Here is an 18,160-nt window from a genome sequence, read left to right as displayed (position 1 = left end):
CTATCTTTTAGAGATCTTGCCGCGAAAAAATGAGCTGGTTCGACCGCCAGTCGCAAATGTGGATCAAGGAGTGGTCGTGACAAGTCTAGTTGAGCCGAACTTTTCCTATAATCTATTGGATCGCTTTTTGGTGACCTTAGAGTATGAGGGGATCGAACCGATCATCTTTTTGACAAAAGCGGATCTTGTGAAAGATCTTGCCGCAATGAAAGCAATTGAGGAGACCTATCAAGCAATTGGCTACCACGTGATCACGTCAAAAGTAGAAGGCGAAGATCTATTGGAACTTCAACGGTACTTCCCTGAGCGGATCACTGTCTTTATGGGGCAATCCGGTGCTGGAAAGTCTACGCTATTGAATCGAATCGTCCCGGAATTGGCATTGGAAACAGGAGTGATCTCAGAATCTCTCGGACGGGGGAAACATACGACCCGTCATGTGGAGCTCTTGCCGATTTGTGATGGATTGGTTGCCGATACACCAGGATTTAGTTCGATCGATTTTCTGGAAATCGAAGCAGTAGAGTTACCAAAGCTCTTCCCTGATTTTTTAGCAGTAGCTTCCAACTGCCGCTTTAGGGAGTGTATGCACCTCAATGAACCTGATTGTGCAGTTAAACAGGGAGTTGCAGCAAATGAGATTGCTGAAACTCGTTACAAAAACTACGTGCAATTTTTAGAAGAGATTGAAAACCGACGTCCGGTTTATAAAAAGAAGAAAAAGTGAGGGAAAAGCATGATGAAACTAGCACCATCTATTTTAAGTGCCGATTTTGCAAATCTTCAAAGAGACATTGAGCTGGTAGAGCGCCATGGCGCAGATTACATTCACGTAGACGTGATGGACGGTCATTTCGTTCCTAATATTACCTTAGGCCCAAACATCGTTAAAGCGATTCGCCCAGTTACCAAGCTGCCGTTGGATGTTCATCTAATGATCACCGAGCCAGAAAAGTATATCCATGCCTTCGCGGAAGCTGGAGCAGATATCATTGGTATCCACGCGGAAGCAACGCCTCATATCCATCGTGCGATCCAAATGATTGTGGCAGAAAATGTCAAAGCAGAAATCGTCATCAACCCAGGTACACCAGTTTCAGCCATTGAACATGTTTTATCCATGTGTGATCAAGTGTTAGTTATGACGGTCAATCCAGGGTTTGGTGGGCAATCCTTTATTGAAGAATCACTGGAAAAAATTGCGGCGCTGGCTGCTTTAAAAGAAGAAAAAGGCTACCATTATGATATCGAAGTAGATGGCGGGATCGTTCCTGAGACAGCCAAACGCTGCCTGGAAGCAGGCGCAAATGTCTTTGTAGCAGGAAGCTATATTTACGATGCCGATGAACCTGCGGCGCAAATCAGAGCCTTGAAAGAAGCTTTACAGTAAATGAAAATTTTGTTAGCGGCAGGTGGAAGTCCTGAAAATTGGCCACAGTTGATGGCGTATGATAAATACATTGGAATTGATTGTGGGGCCCTGTTTTTGCTTCAGCACCAACGGCCAGTCGATCTAGCAATCGGTGATTTCGACTCCCTGACCGCAGCAGAACTGCAAGCGGTCAAACAACAAGTTAAGACAGTGATCCAAGCCCCTGCTGAAAAAGATGATACAGATACTCAATTGGCATTGGTTGAGACGTTGCGTCTTTATCCAGAAGCGCAAATCGACGTGATTGGTGCAACGGGGGGACGCCTTGACCATCTTTTAGCCAATCTGTGGTTAGTTTTAGAAGATCGGTTTCGTCCATTTGCCCCAAATCTGCGTTTTTTAGATCGTCAAAATGTCGTTCAGTTCTTTTTACCAGGCACCTATCAATTGGAAAAAGAACCCGGGATGCAGTATTTGGCGTATTGCTGTTTGACGCCGGTAACAGATTTGACGTTAACAGGTAGCAAGTATTTATTAGAAAACGTCCAAGTACCGTACCCAACTTCTTATGCTAGCAATGAATTTCTGACACAAACAGCAGGTTTTTCCTTTAGCAGCGGGATGATAGCAGTCATTCAAAGTTGTGATTAAGAGACGGAACGTCTCTTTTTTTTGTTGAAAATTTCAGAAACTTAATTACAAAAAAAACATTAAGACGGACAACTTAGCTTTTGTTTGCAGGGTATTAATGGTAAAATTGGAACTACAGTTTGGAATTATTTGAGGTGTCTTTGTGAAAAAGTTTAATCCTAATAAAAATATTATCATCACATTGATTATTGTGATTTTAGTTGTCACCGTATTAAGCGTGACGATCGCCCGCCGAGCAGCGGGAAACTCCACCAATGCCGTGCAATCTACGGTCAATGACTCCGTTGGCTTTATCGATAAAATGATTACCGCTCCTTTTCGTTGGATCGAAAATGGTGCCAATTCAGTCAAAAATTTGTTTGTGACCTATGAAGAAAATGAACGTTTAAAAGAGAAATTGGACAGTTTTGAGGAACTGGAACAAGCGAAGGACAATGCGCAAAGAGAAATCGATGCCTTGAAAGAAGAGCTAGAGCTGAATGCAACCTTGACGAATTATGAACGGATCTCCGCCAATGTCATCAATCGGTCACCTGATACTTGGCAAGATATGCTGATCGTGGACCGCGGCTCAAGAGATGGTGTTGAGGTCAACATGGCAGTCATGTCGCAAAAAGGCTTGATTGGTCGTGTCATTGAGGTCAATGCAGCTTCTTCTAAAATTGAACTTTTGACTTCTGAAAACCAGAATTCCAACCACTATCCGGTTCGGATCAGCGGCGAAGATGGGTCAAACTTTGGGATCCTAAGTAGTTACGATCAAAAAGAACGTTCCTTAGTCATTACCCAATTGACGGGGGACAATGAGCTGAAGGAAGGCGATGTCGTGCAGACCTCTGGATTAGGAGGAAACTCGCCCGCCGACTTAGCGATCGGAACAGTGATCCGTACCACCAAAGATGAGTTTGGTCTTGATACCCAAGTATTTGTAAAACCGTATGCCCAAATGTATGATATTCAAGCTGTAACGATTATCAAACGCTTGGCAGGTGAGGAATAGCCATGAAAAAGCATGACTACATCAAATACCTGGCAGCGGGCGTCTTCTTTTTGATGATGTTGGCAGATGGACAACTGACGCGTTTTTTGGAAAAATGGACCCAAGACAATTATATCGCCAGTGCGCATCTTTTATTGATCGCTCTTTTATGTGGCGCGAAGTATTTGCCGAAAAACTTTTTGATTACCACGGCGCTGGTGATCGGCTGTCTCTATGACGTGTATTATGTCGGTGTGATCGGCATCTACACGGTGGCGTTTCCCTTGATCGTGTGGATTATGTATATTTTGAAAAATACGCTTTATCAAAATGTATTTACCATGTTTTTCGGAATGATCATCTTTGTTACAAGCTTAGAAGTTGTGACATTGGGGGTTCAATTGCTGTTTAAGATCGCATCAGTTAGCACGTCATTCTTTGTTTCCCGCTTTTTAGCACCAACGCTTTTATTGAACATCCTTTTGTTTATCCTTTTAGTTGTTCCATTCATGAAGCTATTCAAAGACGAATAGCTTCATTTTTTTTGCGTTTGACTGTATAAAAATAACAGCGATTGAAATGTTTTTGTAATATTCCTTTTATCTCTCTGACATACGGCTGTGTTACAATCACACTATCGTGAAGGACTTTAGGTATTCTTAAGCATTTATACATAAAAAAACCATATTAGGGGAAGCAACAGCCGGAGGAATGAAGAGTGAAAAAGCGAATTTTATCTTTATTGTTAGTAAGTTCAATTGTTCTTACTTCTGCAGCAGCACCGACACTTGTCTTTGCATCAGATTTTGACAATAAAATTGAAGAAAAAAATCAAGAGATCTCTGACTTGCAAAACCAGCAAGCGAGCATCCAGTCACAAGTAGCAACACTTGAAAGCGACTTGACTGCAATCAATGAAAAAGCCCAAACTTTGTTGCAACAACAAGGGGATTTGCGTGCGGATTCTGAAAAGTTGAAGCAAGAAATTGCCGATTTGAAAGTCAGAATCGAAAAGCGTGAAGAAGCGATCCAAAAACAAGCTCGTGATGTTCAAGTCAATGGACAAAGCACGAACTTTATTGATGCAGTATTAGAAGCTGACTCTTTAACAGATGCTATTGGCCGTGTGCAAGCAATGACGACGATCGTCAATGCTAACAAAGATCTTGTAGATCAACAAAAGGCAGACCAAGAAGCAGTTGAAGCGAAAAAAGCGGAAAACGACGATAAATTGGCAGAGATCGCAGCGAACCAATTTGAATTAGAAACACAATTAGGGGATCTACAAGCCAAACAAGCTAATTTGAATGTTTTGCAAGCGGAATTGGCTGTTCAACAAGCATCTAAAGAAGATGAAAAAGCTGATTTAGAAAAACAAAAAGAAGAATACGAAGCAGAACAAGCTCGCATCGCTGCAGAAGAAGCGGCGGCAGCAGCAGCTCGTGAACAAGCAGCACAAGAAGCAGCGGCTCAAGAAGCGGCAGCAGCTGAAGCAGCTACTCAGGAAGCAGCAGCAAGCGAATCTTCAACGTCGAATTCAACGACATCAAGCGCCACAACAAATTCTAGTACGACGACTGATACTACGCAAGGCAGTTCATCACAAGGCAGCGGTTCAGCAAATACGACCCCATCGACACCTGCCAATAATAACAATAGCAATAACAACCAAGGATCAAATAATAGCAGCAACGGTTCAAGCAGTACTCCTGCACCCGCACAAACGGTCAATGGTTCAGCAATCGTAGCAGAAGCAATGAAATACATTGGTACCCCTTATGTTTGGGGTGGTACGACACCAGACGGCTTTGACTGTTCTGGCTTTACACAATATGTATTTGCTAAAGTTGGGATCTCATTACCACGGGTAACTTACGCACAAGAATTTTCCGGTACGGTAATTTCGATCAACGAAGCAAAAGCCGGTGACTTGTTATTCTGGGGTAGCCGCGGAAGCACACACCACGTGGCGATCGCTATGGGTAACGGACAATACGTTCATGCACCAACACCTGGTCAAAATGTTTCTGTCAGCAGTTACTCTTATTACTCACCAGATTTCGCGGTGCGCGTAAACTAAATCAATTGAAGCTATTTCAAAAGCTGGCGTTTTACGTCAGCTTTTTTTGATTTCTGTTTTAAAAAACGTATGCTTTTTTTGTTTTCAGTCTTGCCAGAACATCTTATAATAGAGAAGAGAAAGGAAGCGGATAAAATGAACAAGACCTCGTCTTCCAGAGAAAAAATGATAACGGTTAAGTTTTATACGAATTATCTTTCTCGCATGATGATGCCGAATTTAAGTATTTTTATTGCGTGGATGCTGATTTCATTCCTGTTGCCTTTTTTCTCAGTCGATCAACAAGTGATCCAGCAAATGGAACAAGGGGTCTTGACTGTGTTGCTGCCCCTCATGATTGCTTATACAGGTGGGCAAATGTTGGCGCCTGAACGCGGTGGGGTCGTAGGAGCAGTGGCGGTCTTAGGGGCTATTCTCGCAACCGATATTCCCCAGGTCTTTGGGGCGATGCTGCTGGGACCGCTAGCGGGCTGGCTATTGTACTGCAGTGATTCGATCGTGAGCAAAGTCAAAAGTGGCTATGAGATGCTGGTGCGCAATTTTATTGCAGGTGCGTTTGGCGGACTCCTTTTTTTAGGCAGTTACTTCCTATTGGCGCCGCTTTTTAATTGGTTCAGTCTCGGCAGCTATCAGCTCGTTGATTATTTCGTTCGGCAAAACGTCGTGCCCTTTATTCATATCATTGTAGAACCATTGAAGGTTTTGTTTTTTAATAATATTGTCAACCATGGACTATTTACGCCGCTAGGAATCGAAGCCGCGGCAGTTAACGGTCAGTCGGTTTTATTTTTGATCGAGGCCAACCCCGGTCCGGGATTAGGGGTCTTAGCGGCGTATCTTTTCTTTGGTTCAAAGCGAAACCGAACGAATGCCGCAGCATCCATTTTTGTGCAGGCTATTGGTGGGATTCATGAAGTGTATTTCCCGTTTGTTCTGCTCGATCCTTGGGTGTTGCTCGGTCCGATCGTTGGTGGTTTCAGCGGTACACTGATCTTCCAATTTTTAGGAGTAGGCTTGAGAGCACCGGCGTCCCCGGGCTCGATTTTGGCGATTTTACTCAATACACCGGCTTCTATGATCCTTGGTGTCTTAACTGGGATTGTCGTCAGTACGGTCGTATCGTTTGCGATCGCTAGTGTGCTATTAAAACGGAAGACCAATACAGAAAATGAGGAGCGTAAGATGCCGAAAATGAAGAAAGTCACGGAGATCGTCGTGGCCTGTGACGCAGGGATGGGGTCCAGTGCGATTGGTGCCAGCATACTAAAAAAACAGTTGCAAGAAGCCCAGCTAACGTTTCCTGTCCGCTATCAGTCGATTTATCGTGTGACGGATGATCCCAAGCTGTTAGTGATCACCCAACGGGAATTAGCAGCTATTGCCCAAAAGCAGACACCACACGCACAGCATTATGTGCTAGATAATTTTTTGGCGGCAGATGAGTATGCTCCGCTGATCCAAGAATTACAAAGAAGAGAACAGGATCCGCAACAATCGTTACAAATCGAAGCAGCAAATTCGCTAGGGTTTTCAACGATCATCTTTTTGTATACTGGAAAAAAACGCGGTTCACAAACGATGGCAGTGGAGATACTAAGAAAAATGGCCCGCCAACAAGCGCTGTCTTTGACCATCAAAAAAATGGCATATGAAGGACAAGCTCTTGATCCTACGGCAGTCTATATCCTCCCGAAAGAACTTGCAAAAAAGTGCCCGATCCCAGATGTTTCTTTACTGGTGGTGGATGATTTATTGACGACAGATGCGTATCGTCAGTTACTGACAGAAGGAGTCGACTATGTTTTTGACCAATCGTGAAACACTTTTATTAACGGAATTGATGAATAGTACCGGTCCGGTTTCTTTAGATCGCATGATGCAAGTCTTAAAAGTCAGTAAACGAACGGTGTACCGTGAACTGGCTAATCTAGAAAAATCCTTAGAAACAGTAGGTGCTACCTTAGAGAAGGTCGGTCGTGGTCATTTCCAAATTTTTGCATCAGAAACGAGCATTCGCCAATTGCAAGAAGCCATTATGGCAGATACCGATCAAGAATTCGCGGCTAGTGAGCGGCAACACCGTATTTTGTTGCAACTGACTACCGCCACGAAGCCTGTATCCAGTCATTTTTTCTTGGAGCGTTACCAAATCAGCAACACGACGTTTTTTTCAGACATCAAACAGCTTGAAGAGAGTCTCGCACGGCTGCCGTTAAGGATCGTGCGCAATCAAGGGTATGAGATCGAAGGCTCCGAAAAGTATCGGCGGTTGCTCACAGCCAATACACTAGTGATGGAGATCAATGAATACCAATTTTTCCATTTACTGGAAACCGATGATGAAGCCCCGTTTATTTTTCAATTTCTGTCCCGCGACCATCTATTGCTAGCCCAGCGGTTGATTCGGGAAACCATCGAACCCCAATTCAAGGAACTTAGTGACCGCAAATTAGCCTTTATCGTCTTGATGCTGGCGCTAGCCATGGATCGGGTAGCTTTGGGCTATACGGTGGAAGAAGAGACGTACCCGAGTCAGATCAACAAAGACTTGCTGAAGGTGGCGAAAAAGATTTTTGCTCAGATCGCCGAAAAGACCAAACTGCTTTATTCCATCAACGAAATCGTCTTTTTTGCCGTGTTACTAGGTGATTTTGCCAATTCCTTTGATCGTGATTTTTTTGATGACAATTTTGACACCGACTTGGCTTATCGTGTAAAACGCTTGATCGAATTGGTCAGTGAGCAAACGGAAGTGGCATTTTATGAAGACACGAACTTGTATAAAATGCTGCTGACCCATATCTCAGGAGTAATGACGCGGGCTATTTTAGAAGAAGATCATTTGAACAACCCTATCCTAGAAAAAATCATGAACCAGTATGTCGAAATCGCCAGCGGGATTCGTAATCATCTGCCGCAGGTCTTTCCGCAGCAGCAGTTCTCGGAAGAAGAAATCGCTTATATGGTCCTGCATTTTGCCAATTCGTTGGAAAAAAATCCGAAAGTGTTAGAAGTCAATATTGCAGGGATCTCTCCTAGCGGATTAGCCTCCATCAGTTTGTTAGAGATGCAGCTGCGGAAACATTTTCCCTTTATCAATCAAATCACCTTCTTTCGAGTGGGGGATGTCAAACGGGAAAATATCGAGGAGACCTATGACTTGGTGATCTCGACTTCATTACTGCCAGGGTATCAAGGAGAATACAAACTCGTTTCACCGATCCTGCTAGAAGAAGACATTCAAGAGTTGAAGAAGGCCTTCCAAGCCATTAGTCAGAAAAAACGTTCCGCCAAAAAAGCGCCCTCTGCTTTGGTCAAAGAGGAATCCTATGAAGCGGTCTTGGCTTTTATCGAAGCTATTAACCAGCTATTGGCGCTGTTTCAAGTGCAGGCGATTGATAACCCAGCGGACTTGGAAGAAACGTTGCAGCTGGTGCTGACGTCTTTTGATGCACATGTTGTTTTGGATCGTGAGAAAGTTGTTGATCGTCTCTTAAGGCGCTACTTCCAAGCGCCAGTGGGCATTCCTGACACCCACTTTGCCTTGTTTCACGCGGCGAGTTCGGCGATCCTGCAACCTGTTTTTCGTATTTTCGATTTGAAACAGCCGCTGCCACTTCTAGCGATGGATAAAAAAGAAATCGCTGTTACCCGTTTATTAGTCATGCTGGCGCCCTATCCTATCAATGAAACAAGCTCTCAGATGTTAGGGAAGATCAGTGGTTCGATCATTATGAATGATCTAAATACGGAGATTTTTAATTCCGGCAATGATTCGATTATTTATCAGTTACTCTCTTCGCTCTTGATTGAAGAAGTAAAACAATAGGAGGGATCAGCGATGTATATTCCACAGGAGCGGATTTTGTTGGATCAACACTTTACCGATGCCACAGAGGCTCTGACAAAAATTGGCGAGTACTTAGTCAACCAGGAGATCGTCTCTTTACCTTATGTCAAAAGCCTTTTGCGGCGCCATCAAAAAACAGGTGTTTACATCGGTAACTTTGTTGCACTGCCCCATGCGGAAGAAGAAGCCCAGCAATGGATCAAGGAAGAAGGGCTCTTTTTGATCCAAGTGCCGGATGGCGTCGACTTCGGCACGAAGGAGCAACCCAAAATCGCTACAATCCTTTTCGTAGTCGTCCTAAAAGAGCAGCAATTAGCTGTTTTGCAAGAAATCGCCTTTTTTTGTTCCGATATGCAAAATGTTCGGGCGCTTAGTGATGCCGAATCGGTTGAAGAGATCCAACAGATTTTGCTGGCAGAAGAATAAGCGGTCAGCAGCAGACTGGCTTGTAACAAGAGAAACGAACGAAATGAGTGAATGAGCTGCCTCCGTGTGCTCGCTCTTTCTACCTTGTGTAGAAAGAGCGGGTACACGTTTTTTTTGCGTTTTGGCAAAAAAAAATAAAAATGCTTCACGTGAAACATAACAAAAAGCCAGTGAGTGCAGGGGTTACTCCCGTTTTTTTGCTCTATCCGTTTGGCTACAAGTTTTGGCACAGTTTTTTGTGCCAAAGTACGACTTTCGACCGTTTTGGGAAGCGCCTACAATAAGGGTGTAAGCAGACGAGAGGAGAGAAAAAAATGGAACAGACACAAAAAGCAGCCAAATCATCAGTAAAAGCAAAAGTTCAAAAATTAGGCAGTACGTTGTCGAGTATGGTGATGCCAAATATCGGCGCATTGATTGCATGGGGTGTATTAACGGCATTATTTATTCCAGATGGGTATCTACCAAATGAAGCCTTTGCAACGATGGTCGGTCCAATGCTAACGTATTTGATCCCAATCTTGATCGGGTATACCGGCGGGAAAGTGATTGCTGGCGACCGCGGGGCCGTGGTTGGGGCGATCGCGACGATGGGGGTCATCGTCGGAACGGATATCCCAATGCTATTAGGTGCGATGATCATGGGTCCTTTAGGCGGTTGGGTCATCAAGAAATTTGACGAGATCTTCCAAGAAAAAGTTCGCGCTGGCTTTGAAATGTTGGTCAACAACTTTTCATCAGGTTTGATCGGCTTTGCCTTAGCATTACTGGGCTTTGTAGCAATCGGGCCAGTTGTTAATACCTTGACAGAAGCAATGGCAGCAGGGGTAGAAGTGATCGTCAATGCCCACTTGATTCCATTAGCCAATATGTTTATTGAACCAGCAAAAATCCTATTCTTAAACAATGCCATCAACCATGGAATTTTGACACCACTAGGTACTGAGCAAGTCAGCGAATTTGGGAAATCGATTCTTTACTTGTTAGAAGCCAATCCTGGGCCTGGTTTAGGAGTCTTGCTAGCCTTCACTTTCTTCGGAAAAGGAGCAGCGAAATCTTCGGCACCTGGAGCGATCATCATTCACTTTATCGGTGGGATCCATGAGATCTACTTCCCATACGTCATGATGAAACCATTGATGTTCTTAGCAGTGATTGCCGGCGGTGTATCAGGAAGCTTTACCTTCCAATTGTTAGGTGCAGGCTTACGAGCACCTGCTTCCCCAGGTTCGATCATTGCGATCTTAGCAATGACGCCATTCAACTCGGTGATGAGTGTCGTTTCTGTCTTAGCCGGAATTGCCGTAGGAGCAGGCGTGTCCTTTATCGTCGCTGCCGCGATCTTGAAAGCAGATGCGAAGGATACGGTGGATAATTTTGAAGAAAAAGTACAACAAACGCAAGCAGCAAAACTCAGCGCTAAAGGCTTGGCGGCTCAACCAATGACTGGCATCAATCGCATCATCTTCGCATGCGATGCAGGCATGGGCTCCAGTGCTATGGGGGCATCGATCTTACGTAAAAAAGTCAAAGAAGCCGGTCTTCCACAAAATGTCTCGAATTCCGCCATCAACAATTTGACGGACGATGCCAATACATTGATCGTCACTCAAGAAGAATTGCAAGAACGCGCCAAACAAAAAGCGCCAAATGCGACCTTCGTCGCGGTTGAGAATTTCCTGAACTCTCCACGTTACGATGAAATCGTAGCTACATTGTCAGGGACTAAGACAGCGGGGGAGTCAGAAAAAAAGTCTGAAGTAGGCAACCAGGCAGATGTTCCTTCCGCCAATGACCTTAAGCAAGTCAGTGAAATCATTTTGGCCCACGATGACCGCAAAGGTTCGGCAACGATGGCTCAGAAAGTCTTCCAAGATCTTTTAGCCAAAGAAGCTCTGACGATGCCGATCAGAAAAAGCCATATCAATGATCTCCATGCCAACGCCTCTTCACTGGTGATCACAAAAGAAGCCTTAACGCCGCAAGCGCAAACCTCAGCGCCAGAAGCGATCCATCTATCCGTTAATAATCTGATGGGAACGACGAACTATCAACGGATCGTGGCATCGATCAAAGCAGCGAATTAAGAAAGGATGAGCCGAATGCAAGTATTAGAAAAAGACATGATTGAATTGAACAAACAATTTGCGACCAAAGAAGAAGCCATTCGTTACTGCGGCGAAAAACTGCTGGCGGCAGGCTGTGTGGAAAAAGAATACGTCGAAGCCATGCTTGAGCGTGACGAGATGCTCTCAGTCTATATGGGGAACTTTATTGCGATTCCTCACGGTACGGATGAAGCCAAAAAATACGTCAAAAAATCAGGTATCTGTATCGTGCAAGTGCCTGATGGCGTGAATTTCGGTACAGCGGACGAAGAAAAAATCGTCACCGTCCTTTTTGGTATCGCGGGCAAAGGGGAAGATCATCTGCAATTGGTCCAACAAATCGCCCTCTTTTGCAGTGATATCGATAACGTCGTCGAATTGGCGGATGCTTTGGATAAAGAAGAAATCGCCCAAAGTTTGACCGTAGCATAAGGATTTAAGGAGGAGACAAGACATGAAGGCAGTTCACTTTGGTGCAGGTAATATTGGTCGCGGCTTTATCGGCGAGATATTGGCTGCCAACAACTTTGAAATCACATTTATTGATGTCAATGAAACGATCATTGACGCCTTGAAAGCAAGACAAGGGTATACCATCGAATTAGCCGATGAGACCCAAGAACAGATCCACATCGAGCATGTGACAGGATTGAACAATGCCAAAGAACCAGAAGCGGTGATCCAAGCGATCGCCGAGGCAGACATCCTTACGACCGCCATTGGTCCCAACATTTTGCCGCATATCGCTGAGCTGATCGCCAAAGGCTTAGAAGCACGTCAGCAACACCCAGACAAGCCAGCCATTGATGTGATCGCCTGTGAGAATATGATCGGCGGATCGACCTTTTTAAAAAGCGAAGTGCAAAAATACATTGCGGATTGGTCAGCGTTGGAAGCGACGGTTGGTTTTCCAGATGCAGCGGTGGATCGCATCGTACCGCTGCAGCACCATGAAGATCCCTTATTCGTTCAAGTAGAACCCTTCTGCGAATGGGTGATCCAAGAGTCAGGGATGAAATCCTCGATCCATCTGCAAGGGGTCCATTATGTGGCGGACCTGGAACCGTATATTGAACGGAAATTATTCAGTGTCAATACGGGTCATGCCACGGTAGCGTACACAGGCGCCCTCCAAGGCTATCAGACGATCGATGAAGCGATGCAGGACCATTTAGTGGTGATCCAATTAAAATCCGTTCTCGAAGAAACTGGCCGACTTTTAATTGAGAAATGGGCCTTTGATCCTGAAGAACATGAACGGTATATCGAAAAAATCATCCAACGCTTTAAAAACAAACACATTTCCGATGCTATCACTCGGGTGGCACGGACACCTGTCCGCAAATTAGGGACCGAAGAACGCTTTATCCGACCAGTCCTTGAGTTAGAAAAACGCAACATGCAGCCAGATCATCTCTATGAAACGATCGGCATGATCTTCAACTACAAAGACCCTGAAGATGAGCAAAGCCAACAGTTACAAGCACTTTTGGATGAAAAATCACTACCGGAAGTCATTGCAGAAATCACTGGCTTACAAGATGAAGACATGATTGAAACGATCCGACAAAACATTGAAAAATATGCGTATGTTGCTGCATAAAAACGAGTAACACACAGAACAAGCGTTGAAAGAAATTGACCTATCCGCAAAAGCTCGCTTGTTGGGCTAGCTTTTACGGATGCGGCAATTTATCTGCTTGTTCTGTGTTTTTTTGCTCACCGATTGACCTTTGCTGCCAACTTGACGATAATAAGAAAAGAAATGAGGGAGAGCAATGGAACGATGGTTTGAAGAAGCCCAGCTTCAAGTAATTGAGTTGCCGATCGAATGGCAGGAAAACCGCCCCGTCTATCGGGCCTTTATCCGTGAATTGCCGACGATCCAAGGGGAAGGAACATCGCGGCAAGCTGTTTACCGGCAGTTGGCAGAAGCCTACGCGGCTTACCTTGCCCAACTTCGAGAGGTCAATGAGGCACAGGAAGAAATGACGTCTTCCTTATTATCGACGGAAGAATTATTGCGCTACTATGATGGCGAGACCTTCGATGGTTTTGAGTTGCCCTCTGACGAGTAACAGGAAAAAAGCCATTCACTGGAAACTGAAAAGCTACGCAAAAAAAAAACCGCTCAGCTGCAGCTCGATCGATACGAAGGATCGAACGCTGCAACTGGCGGCTTTTTTTCTATCAAAGAAACCACGTCTTATTCGCGGTTAGTTCAATGCCTCAGTAATGGCTTGATTGAAGGCATCTAAGTCATCTGGGTTCCGACTGGTGATCAACCGATAAGTTTCGTCGATCACGACGGGCTCATCTTTGACAGTGGCACCTGCGTAGGCTAAATCTGGTCGCACAGAATCATAAGCCGTCAAGGTCAAATCTTTCGTCAGTCCTGTTTGGATAAACAGTTGTGGGCCGTGGCAAATGGCAAAGACGGGGCGATCAGATGTCAAAAAGTCTTTCGTCAATGACACATAGCGCTCATCGGTCCGTAATTGGTCAGGGGAGAAACCGCCTGGGATCAACAAAGCATCAAAACTGGCGGGATCGATCGTATCGATGGCCGCATCAACGGGAAACGTTCCACCTTGTTTGCCTTTTACGGTCTCGGCGCCTTCATTACTAATAACGACTACTTCATGTCCGGCCGCTTCCAGTGCTTCTTTTGGTGACGTCAATTCAACATCTTCAACTAGATCAGTGACAATAACAGCAACTTTACTCATTCGATCTCCTCCTTATTACTTGATGAACAATTTGTTCACCTGCTATTATTTATGCTAACGAAGATTTTCGCTGTTGACAAATCATCTGTTTTGTCCGCAGCTTGAAAAAGAAAGAAGGCAACGCCATGGCAACGATCCAACTATTTATCTCTGATACTCCCCTTTGCTTTGAAAAAGCGGAATTCATTTTTATGGAAGAAACATTTGTCATCGAGAAACAGCAACTATTTGAAAAAGTCGATGCGGTGATGCATCAAGAGGTATCCTCGTCCTTGGTTTCATTGGTAGAAAAAGCCCTTTTGACGCTAGAAGCGATCGGGGAAGAAGAGGATTATTTCGACCTGCTTTATTTGACCTATGAGAATACCCGGCGTTCCCTCAGCGGACAGCAATTACTCGCACAGCCGTTTCCAGCTGTAGAGGCAGCCTTGCAGCCGGTCTTTGATGAGTTGGCAGAACCGATCATAGAAAAGTTTTATGAAGAGCTGACCAATCAATTAGAAGAAATCGCTGATGATGAGCTGTTTAGTTCCTACTATCTGGATGATGAGCAAGCGGTGATTCAAATCGATGCGCCGATCCAACATGAAGAAGTAATCGCTTTGCCCGCCCTTTTACGAGATTACCATGGCACGTTGCACCTGACCTTTGAAAAGTTTTATGAATACCTTGTGTAGCGGCGGCAACTGCCGTCGTTATTTTTTGTGAAAACAGTTACATGTTTAGTTTTTTTTAAATCCTGCGACAGAAGCCTCGGGAATCTTGACCCTTTTGTCAGAAACGATTATAAAGGTAAGAAGAGGCTGAAGGAACCGAGACTGCCGATGGGCAGAATCGGGTAAGAAAAGGATGAGAATCATGCGAAAAGTCCCGCCTATTTTAAAACCAATTGCACTTTTAACGATATCAACGATCATTGCCACTGCCACCGGCGTGGTGAATTCAGGCAGTTACCGCCAACCAAGTCGTGCGACGGAAACGACAGAAACGACCGAACAAGCACCAAGTGAAAGCACACCGTCTTCGATAACGGAAGACAGTCAAAATCAAACACCTGCTAGCACGGACTCACAACCGACGAACGATGACCAGCAGAACACACCGTCATCCAGCAGTGAAGTAGTAACACCAGAAACGACCCCGTCTTCTTCGGTGCCTGCAGAAACGACGCCATCAAGCGATGAGAGTGTTTCACCGGCGACACCGGAAAACAATCAAGAAACACCTTCTTCAAGTGAAGAAACCACGCCAGATCAGCAAGTGATCATGGATGAGAATCAAGGAAATGAGTAGGTGAGAAAATGACGCTTATTTTAGATTTAATCAACGGCATCCACAAATTTTTGGGCTATCTTGACATCAGTCCCAAATACTTGAATCGCGCCTATACCATCCTCAGTATCATTCCAACGGCGTATATTTTGCGGATCATCTATGGAATGTTTGCGAACCAAAACTATTTTCAAGCGATCCTTTATACGATCGGCTTTTTGGTCTTAGTCTATTTCTGGGTACTGAATATCTTCTATTATTTCTTGAATAAAAACATGAAGTTCGATGTTACTCAGACCTTTGTCAAAGTCTTACCGGACGAAGTCTTCAATATTGAAGGGGAAACTATCAGCACCACCGACATTGATCGTTTGACGACTGAAAAAGCGGTGATCGATTTTGAAGAAGACTATCAGCTGGTATTGGCGAATCATTTGCAGACCTTGATCGCTCAAGAAGAATTGGCGATCAAACCGTCATCCAACGGCTTTACGATCCCGAAAAATACCTTGTACCCTTACTATTTTGTCAAACAGCAAGGGAAAAACGAGTACGTATTGCAGATCGGGACCAGCTACACGGAGATGACGAAAGTTGGCACGATTCAATGGACCGGCAAGCAACCTTTAGAGCCAGTGGGCTTATTTATCACTGGCGGTGATTTTGTCAAAAACGATGTCAAATACCACGAACCATACAGTTTAAAATTGTATGTCAAAAAAGAGGTCTCCGAAGAAGAACCGCAGACCTCAAGACAGGCGTATCGACGACAAGCACGCAAATAAGAAAAGGCAGTTCCCCCAGAGCGTTCTCTGAAGGGACTGCCTTTTTGGTATCTCGGTTATTCGATCGGAATGTTTTTTGCAGGTGCGTCTTTGTAGCTAGCTTTCGGTAAAGTCAGGGTCAAAACGCCGTCTTCAAACACTGCTTTGATGGACTCGTCATCAATGTCTGTGATGGTGAAGGTCCGTTGATAGGCACTGCTGGAGCGTTCTTTGCGCAAATAATGTCCGAAATCATCCTCGGTTTCAGTGGTTTCTGTTTGAGCAGCTGAAATCGTCAGAGTGTTGTTGACGTAACTGACGCGGATGTTTTCTTTCTTGATGCCGGGTAAATCTGCTTGAACGAGATACTTGTCTTCGTATTCTTTAATGTCCGTGTTCATTTGTCGTTCTTGCCAAAAACTGTTCATTAATTTGCCTAATAGTTCTTCGCCGCCTGCTAAATCTCTTGGAATCAAATTTGCCATGTGGTTCCCCCGCTTTCTTTTATCCATTGAGTTGGTACCTCTATTTTACGAGGAACCAAGCCAAAGGGCAACCAAAATGGCAACAATCATAAAAACAAGAGAAATCACTCAACTATCTTATAAGAATCTGCTATGATAGAACTAAATAACTATCAGATGATTGGATGAATGAAGATGGAGATTATTGAAAAAGCGCCAGCTAAGATCAACCTCGGTCTCGATGTGTTAGAGAAAAGAACAGACGGCTACCATGAGTTGGAAATGGTGATGTCTAGTGTTGATCTAGCCGACCGTCTGATAATGGAAGAGATAGCAGAAGATAAGATCATTGTAGAAACCAACAAAGCTTTTTTACCGATCGATAAACGCAATAATGTCTATCAGGCCGCCAGTATTTTAAAAAAACGCTATGGTATCAAAAAAGGCATCCGCATTCGCATCACCAAGAATATCCCGGTGGCAGCTGGGTTAGGTGGTGGCAGTACGGATTGTGCGGCAGCGCTGCGGGGGATGGTTCGCCTTTGGGACTTGGACCTCTCCATGGCAGAGCTGATCGATATTGGTATGGAAGTTGGCACTGATGTTCCCTATTGTCTGTATGGGACCACTGCTCATATTGCAGGAAAAGGGGAGCTGGTGACGCCGCTGCGGCCGATGCCGCAATGTTGGGTCATCTTAGTCAAACCTCGTCTGAGTGTTTCAACGGGGAAAATCTTTCAAGAAGTTGAGCTGGACCAACTGCACCATCCAGATATCGCAGCATTGTCTGCCGCCGTCTTAGCCGAAGATTACCCAGCAATGATCGCTGCCATGGGCAATAGCCTAGAAGCCATCACGATCCCGAAGTATCCGATCGTCCAACAGATCAAAGATCGCATGATGAAATACGGCGCAGATGTTGCCTTGATGACCGGCAGCGGACCGACTGTCTTTGCTCTTTGTCAAAAATATTCGCGGGCACAACGGGTCTATAATGCCTTAAAAGGATTCTGCGATGAGGTTTATCTTGTACGTACATTGAAATGAATGAGTCAAGGACACAGGCAGGAAGTGCCTGTGTTTTTTCGTTCCTTCGATAAAAATCAGTCATATAGCGAAGAAAAAGGCAGCTGAGGTAGGGAGGAAGCATCTAGAAGCTGCCCTACACAAAAGTCCCCGACTAAAAAAAGACGTCGGGGTCTGATTCTTTACCTAAAGCAAAGGCTATTCTTTTTGGTGCTGCTTCTTTGCGGATTTTTTCTTTTTGTCTTCTTCGTACAATGGTTTGTCGATCGTTTTGCGGATTTCTTCGGTTTGCTGCGATGCAGGATCTTCCGGTAAATCGATTCGATTCAGCAGTTCGCTGTTGTTTACAGTTGGCGGCACAGTTACAAATTCGTTCATCTTCGTTTCCTCCAAGTGCTTTTAGATGATTATCCTACTTACTCTCTAATTTTTCAAGTTA

20 protein-coding genes (1 of these 20 only partly in view) are annotated in these 18,160 nt (G+C 44.6%); 17 read left to right on the top strand and 3 right to left on the bottom strand.

Features of this window, described 5'->3' with window-relative positions:
* The 13 genes from rsgA to CXM95_RS18105 form a co-directional block, all read left to right on the top strand.
* A protein-coding gene (gene rsgA, locus CXM95_RS18165; protein WP_101699577.1) for a ribosome small subunit-dependent GTPase A crosses the window boundary here: on the top strand, positions 1 to 727 show its 3' portion. It extends 158 nt beyond the left edge of the window; only the last 727 of its 885 coding nucleotides appear in the window; the start codon falls outside the window, past its left edge; the stop codon is at positions 725 to 727.
* 9 nt (positions 728 to 736) lie between these two features.
* The gene (rpe, locus tag CXM95_RS18160; protein ID WP_005232947.1) at positions 737 to 1,390 is read left to right on the top strand and encodes a ribulose-phosphate 3-epimerase; all 654 of its coding nucleotides are present in this window, start codon (positions 737 to 739) and stop codon (positions 1,388 to 1,390) included.
* On the top strand, positions 1,391 to 2,023 hold the full coding sequence (locus CXM95_RS18155; RefSeq protein WP_101699576.1) for a thiamine diphosphokinase: 633 nt from the start codon (positions 1,391 to 1,393) through the stop codon (positions 2,021 to 2,023).
* Between the two features lie 142 nt (positions 2,024 to 2,165).
* Positions 2,166 to 3,023, top strand: a complete 858-nt coding sequence (gene mreC, locus CXM95_RS18150; RefSeq protein WP_005232949.1) for a rod shape-determining protein MreC — start codon at positions 2,166 to 2,168, stop codon at positions 3,021 to 3,023.
* Positions 3,024 to 3,025: 2 nt separating this feature from the next.
* Positions 3,026 to 3,535, top strand: coding sequence for a rod shape-determining protein MreD (gene mreD / locus CXM95_RS18145; RefSeq protein WP_008381673.1), 510 nt, complete (start codon positions 3,026 to 3,028; stop codon positions 3,533 to 3,535).
* A gap of 185 nt (positions 3,536 to 3,720) precedes the next feature.
* On the top strand, positions 3,721 to 5,082 hold the full coding sequence (locus CXM95_RS18140; protein WP_101699575.1) for a C40 family peptidase: 1,362 nt from the start codon (positions 3,721 to 3,723) through the stop codon (positions 5,080 to 5,082).
* Positions 5,083 to 5,151: 69 nt separating this feature from the next.
* The gene (locus tag CXM95_RS18135) at positions 5,152 to 6,900 is read left to right on the top strand and encodes a PTS sugar transporter (RefSeq protein ID WP_061053510.1); all 1,749 of its coding nucleotides are present in this window, start codon (positions 5,152 to 5,154) and stop codon (positions 6,898 to 6,900) included.
* Complete coding sequence (locus CXM95_RS18130) at positions 6,881 to 8,911, top strand: BglG family transcription antiterminator (RefSeq protein ID WP_101699574.1); 2,031 nt, start codon at positions 6,881 to 6,883, stop codon at positions 8,909 to 8,911. The genes CXM95_RS18135 and CXM95_RS18130 overlap by 20 nt, the downstream gene beginning before the upstream one ends.
* Positions 8,912 to 8,923: 12 nt before the next feature.
* Positions 8,924 to 9,358 (top strand): PTS sugar transporter subunit IIA, encoded by a 435-nt coding sequence (locus tag CXM95_RS18125; protein WP_005232954.1) that lies wholly within the window; start codon positions 8,924 to 8,926, stop codon positions 9,356 to 9,358.
* Positions 9,359 to 9,672: 314 nt separating this feature from the next.
* Positions 9,673 to 11,445, top strand: a complete 1,773-nt coding sequence (locus CXM95_RS18120) for a PTS mannitol transporter subunit IICBA (protein ID WP_101699573.1) — start codon at positions 9,673 to 9,675, stop codon at positions 11,443 to 11,445.
* Positions 11,446 to 11,460: 15 nt separating this feature from the next.
* Complete coding sequence (locus CXM95_RS18115; protein ID WP_005230254.1) at positions 11,461 to 11,898, top strand: PTS sugar transporter subunit IIA; 438 nt, start codon at positions 11,461 to 11,463, stop codon at positions 11,896 to 11,898.
* 22 nt (positions 11,899 to 11,920) lie between these two features.
* The gene (locus CXM95_RS18110) at positions 11,921 to 13,069 is read left to right on the top strand and encodes a mannitol-1-phosphate 5-dehydrogenase (RefSeq protein WP_005232956.1); all 1,149 of its coding nucleotides are present in this window, start codon (positions 11,921 to 11,923) and stop codon (positions 13,067 to 13,069) included.
* Between the two features lie 175 nt (positions 13,070 to 13,244).
* Positions 13,245 to 13,544, top strand: a complete 300-nt coding sequence (locus CXM95_RS18105) for a hypothetical protein (RefSeq protein ID WP_005232957.1) — start codon at positions 13,245 to 13,247, stop codon at positions 13,542 to 13,544.
* A gap of 138 nt (positions 13,545 to 13,682) precedes the next feature.
* Here the strand turns inward: CXM95_RS18105 and CXM95_RS18100 are convergent, their stop codons facing one another.
* Positions 13,683 to 14,195, bottom strand: coding sequence for a type 1 glutamine amidotransferase domain-containing protein (locus CXM95_RS18100; RefSeq protein WP_008381689.1), 513 nt, complete (start codon positions 14,193 to 14,195; stop codon positions 13,683 to 13,685).
* A gap of 125 nt (positions 14,196 to 14,320) precedes the next feature.
* Here CXM95_RS18100 and CXM95_RS18095 point away from each other — a divergent pair, with 125 nt between their 5' ends.
* From CXM95_RS18095 to CXM95_RS18080, 3 genes are all read left to right on the top strand, one after another.
* Positions 14,321 to 14,872: a hypothetical protein gene (locus CXM95_RS18095; protein WP_034871948.1), complete on the top strand. Its 552-nt coding sequence runs from the start codon at positions 14,321 to 14,323 to the stop codon at positions 14,870 to 14,872.
* 181 nt (positions 14,873 to 15,053) lie between these two features.
* Complete coding sequence (locus CXM95_RS18085; RefSeq protein ID WP_101699572.1) at positions 15,054 to 15,488, top strand: hypothetical protein; 435 nt, start codon at positions 15,054 to 15,056, stop codon at positions 15,486 to 15,488.
* Between the two features lie 8 nt (positions 15,489 to 15,496).
* Positions 15,497 to 16,252 (top strand): DUF6681 family protein, encoded by a 756-nt coding sequence (locus tag CXM95_RS18080; protein ID WP_005232961.1) that lies wholly within the window; start codon positions 15,497 to 15,499, stop codon positions 16,250 to 16,252.
* Between the two features lie 56 nt (positions 16,253 to 16,308).
* On the opposite strand, the gene CXM95_RS18075 is transcribed toward CXM95_RS18080, so the two are convergent.
* Entirely contained in the window at positions 16,309 to 16,716 is a 408-nt protein-coding gene (locus CXM95_RS18075; protein WP_034871953.1) for an Hsp20/alpha crystallin family protein, read from the bottom strand.
* 174 nt (positions 16,717 to 16,890) lie between these two features.
* On the opposite strand from CXM95_RS18075, the gene ispE reads away from it, so the two are divergent.
* Positions 16,891 to 17,742, top strand: coding sequence for a 4-(cytidine 5'-diphospho)-2-C-methyl-D-erythritol kinase (gene ispE, locus CXM95_RS18070; RefSeq protein WP_008381696.1), 852 nt, complete (start codon positions 16,891 to 16,893; stop codon positions 17,740 to 17,742).
* Positions 17,743 to 17,919: 177 nt separating this feature from the next.
* Here the strand turns inward: ispE and CXM95_RS18065 are convergent, their stop codons facing one another.
* Positions 17,920 to 18,099 carry a hypothetical protein gene (locus tag CXM95_RS18065; protein WP_005232965.1) on the bottom strand — a complete coding sequence of 60 codons (180 nt, stop codon included), beginning with the start codon at positions 18,097 to 18,099 and terminating at the stop codon, positions 17,920 to 17,922.
* Between the last annotated feature and the right edge of the window lie 61 nt (positions 18,100 to 18,160).

Origin of the sequence: Enterococcus sp. CR-Ec1, assembly GCF_002850555.1 — a bacterium.
Lineage (GTDB): Bacteria > Bacillota > Bacilli > Lactobacillales > Enterococcaceae > Enterococcus_D > Enterococcus_D entomosocium.
This window is presented reverse-complemented; position numbering and strand designations above follow the sequence as displayed.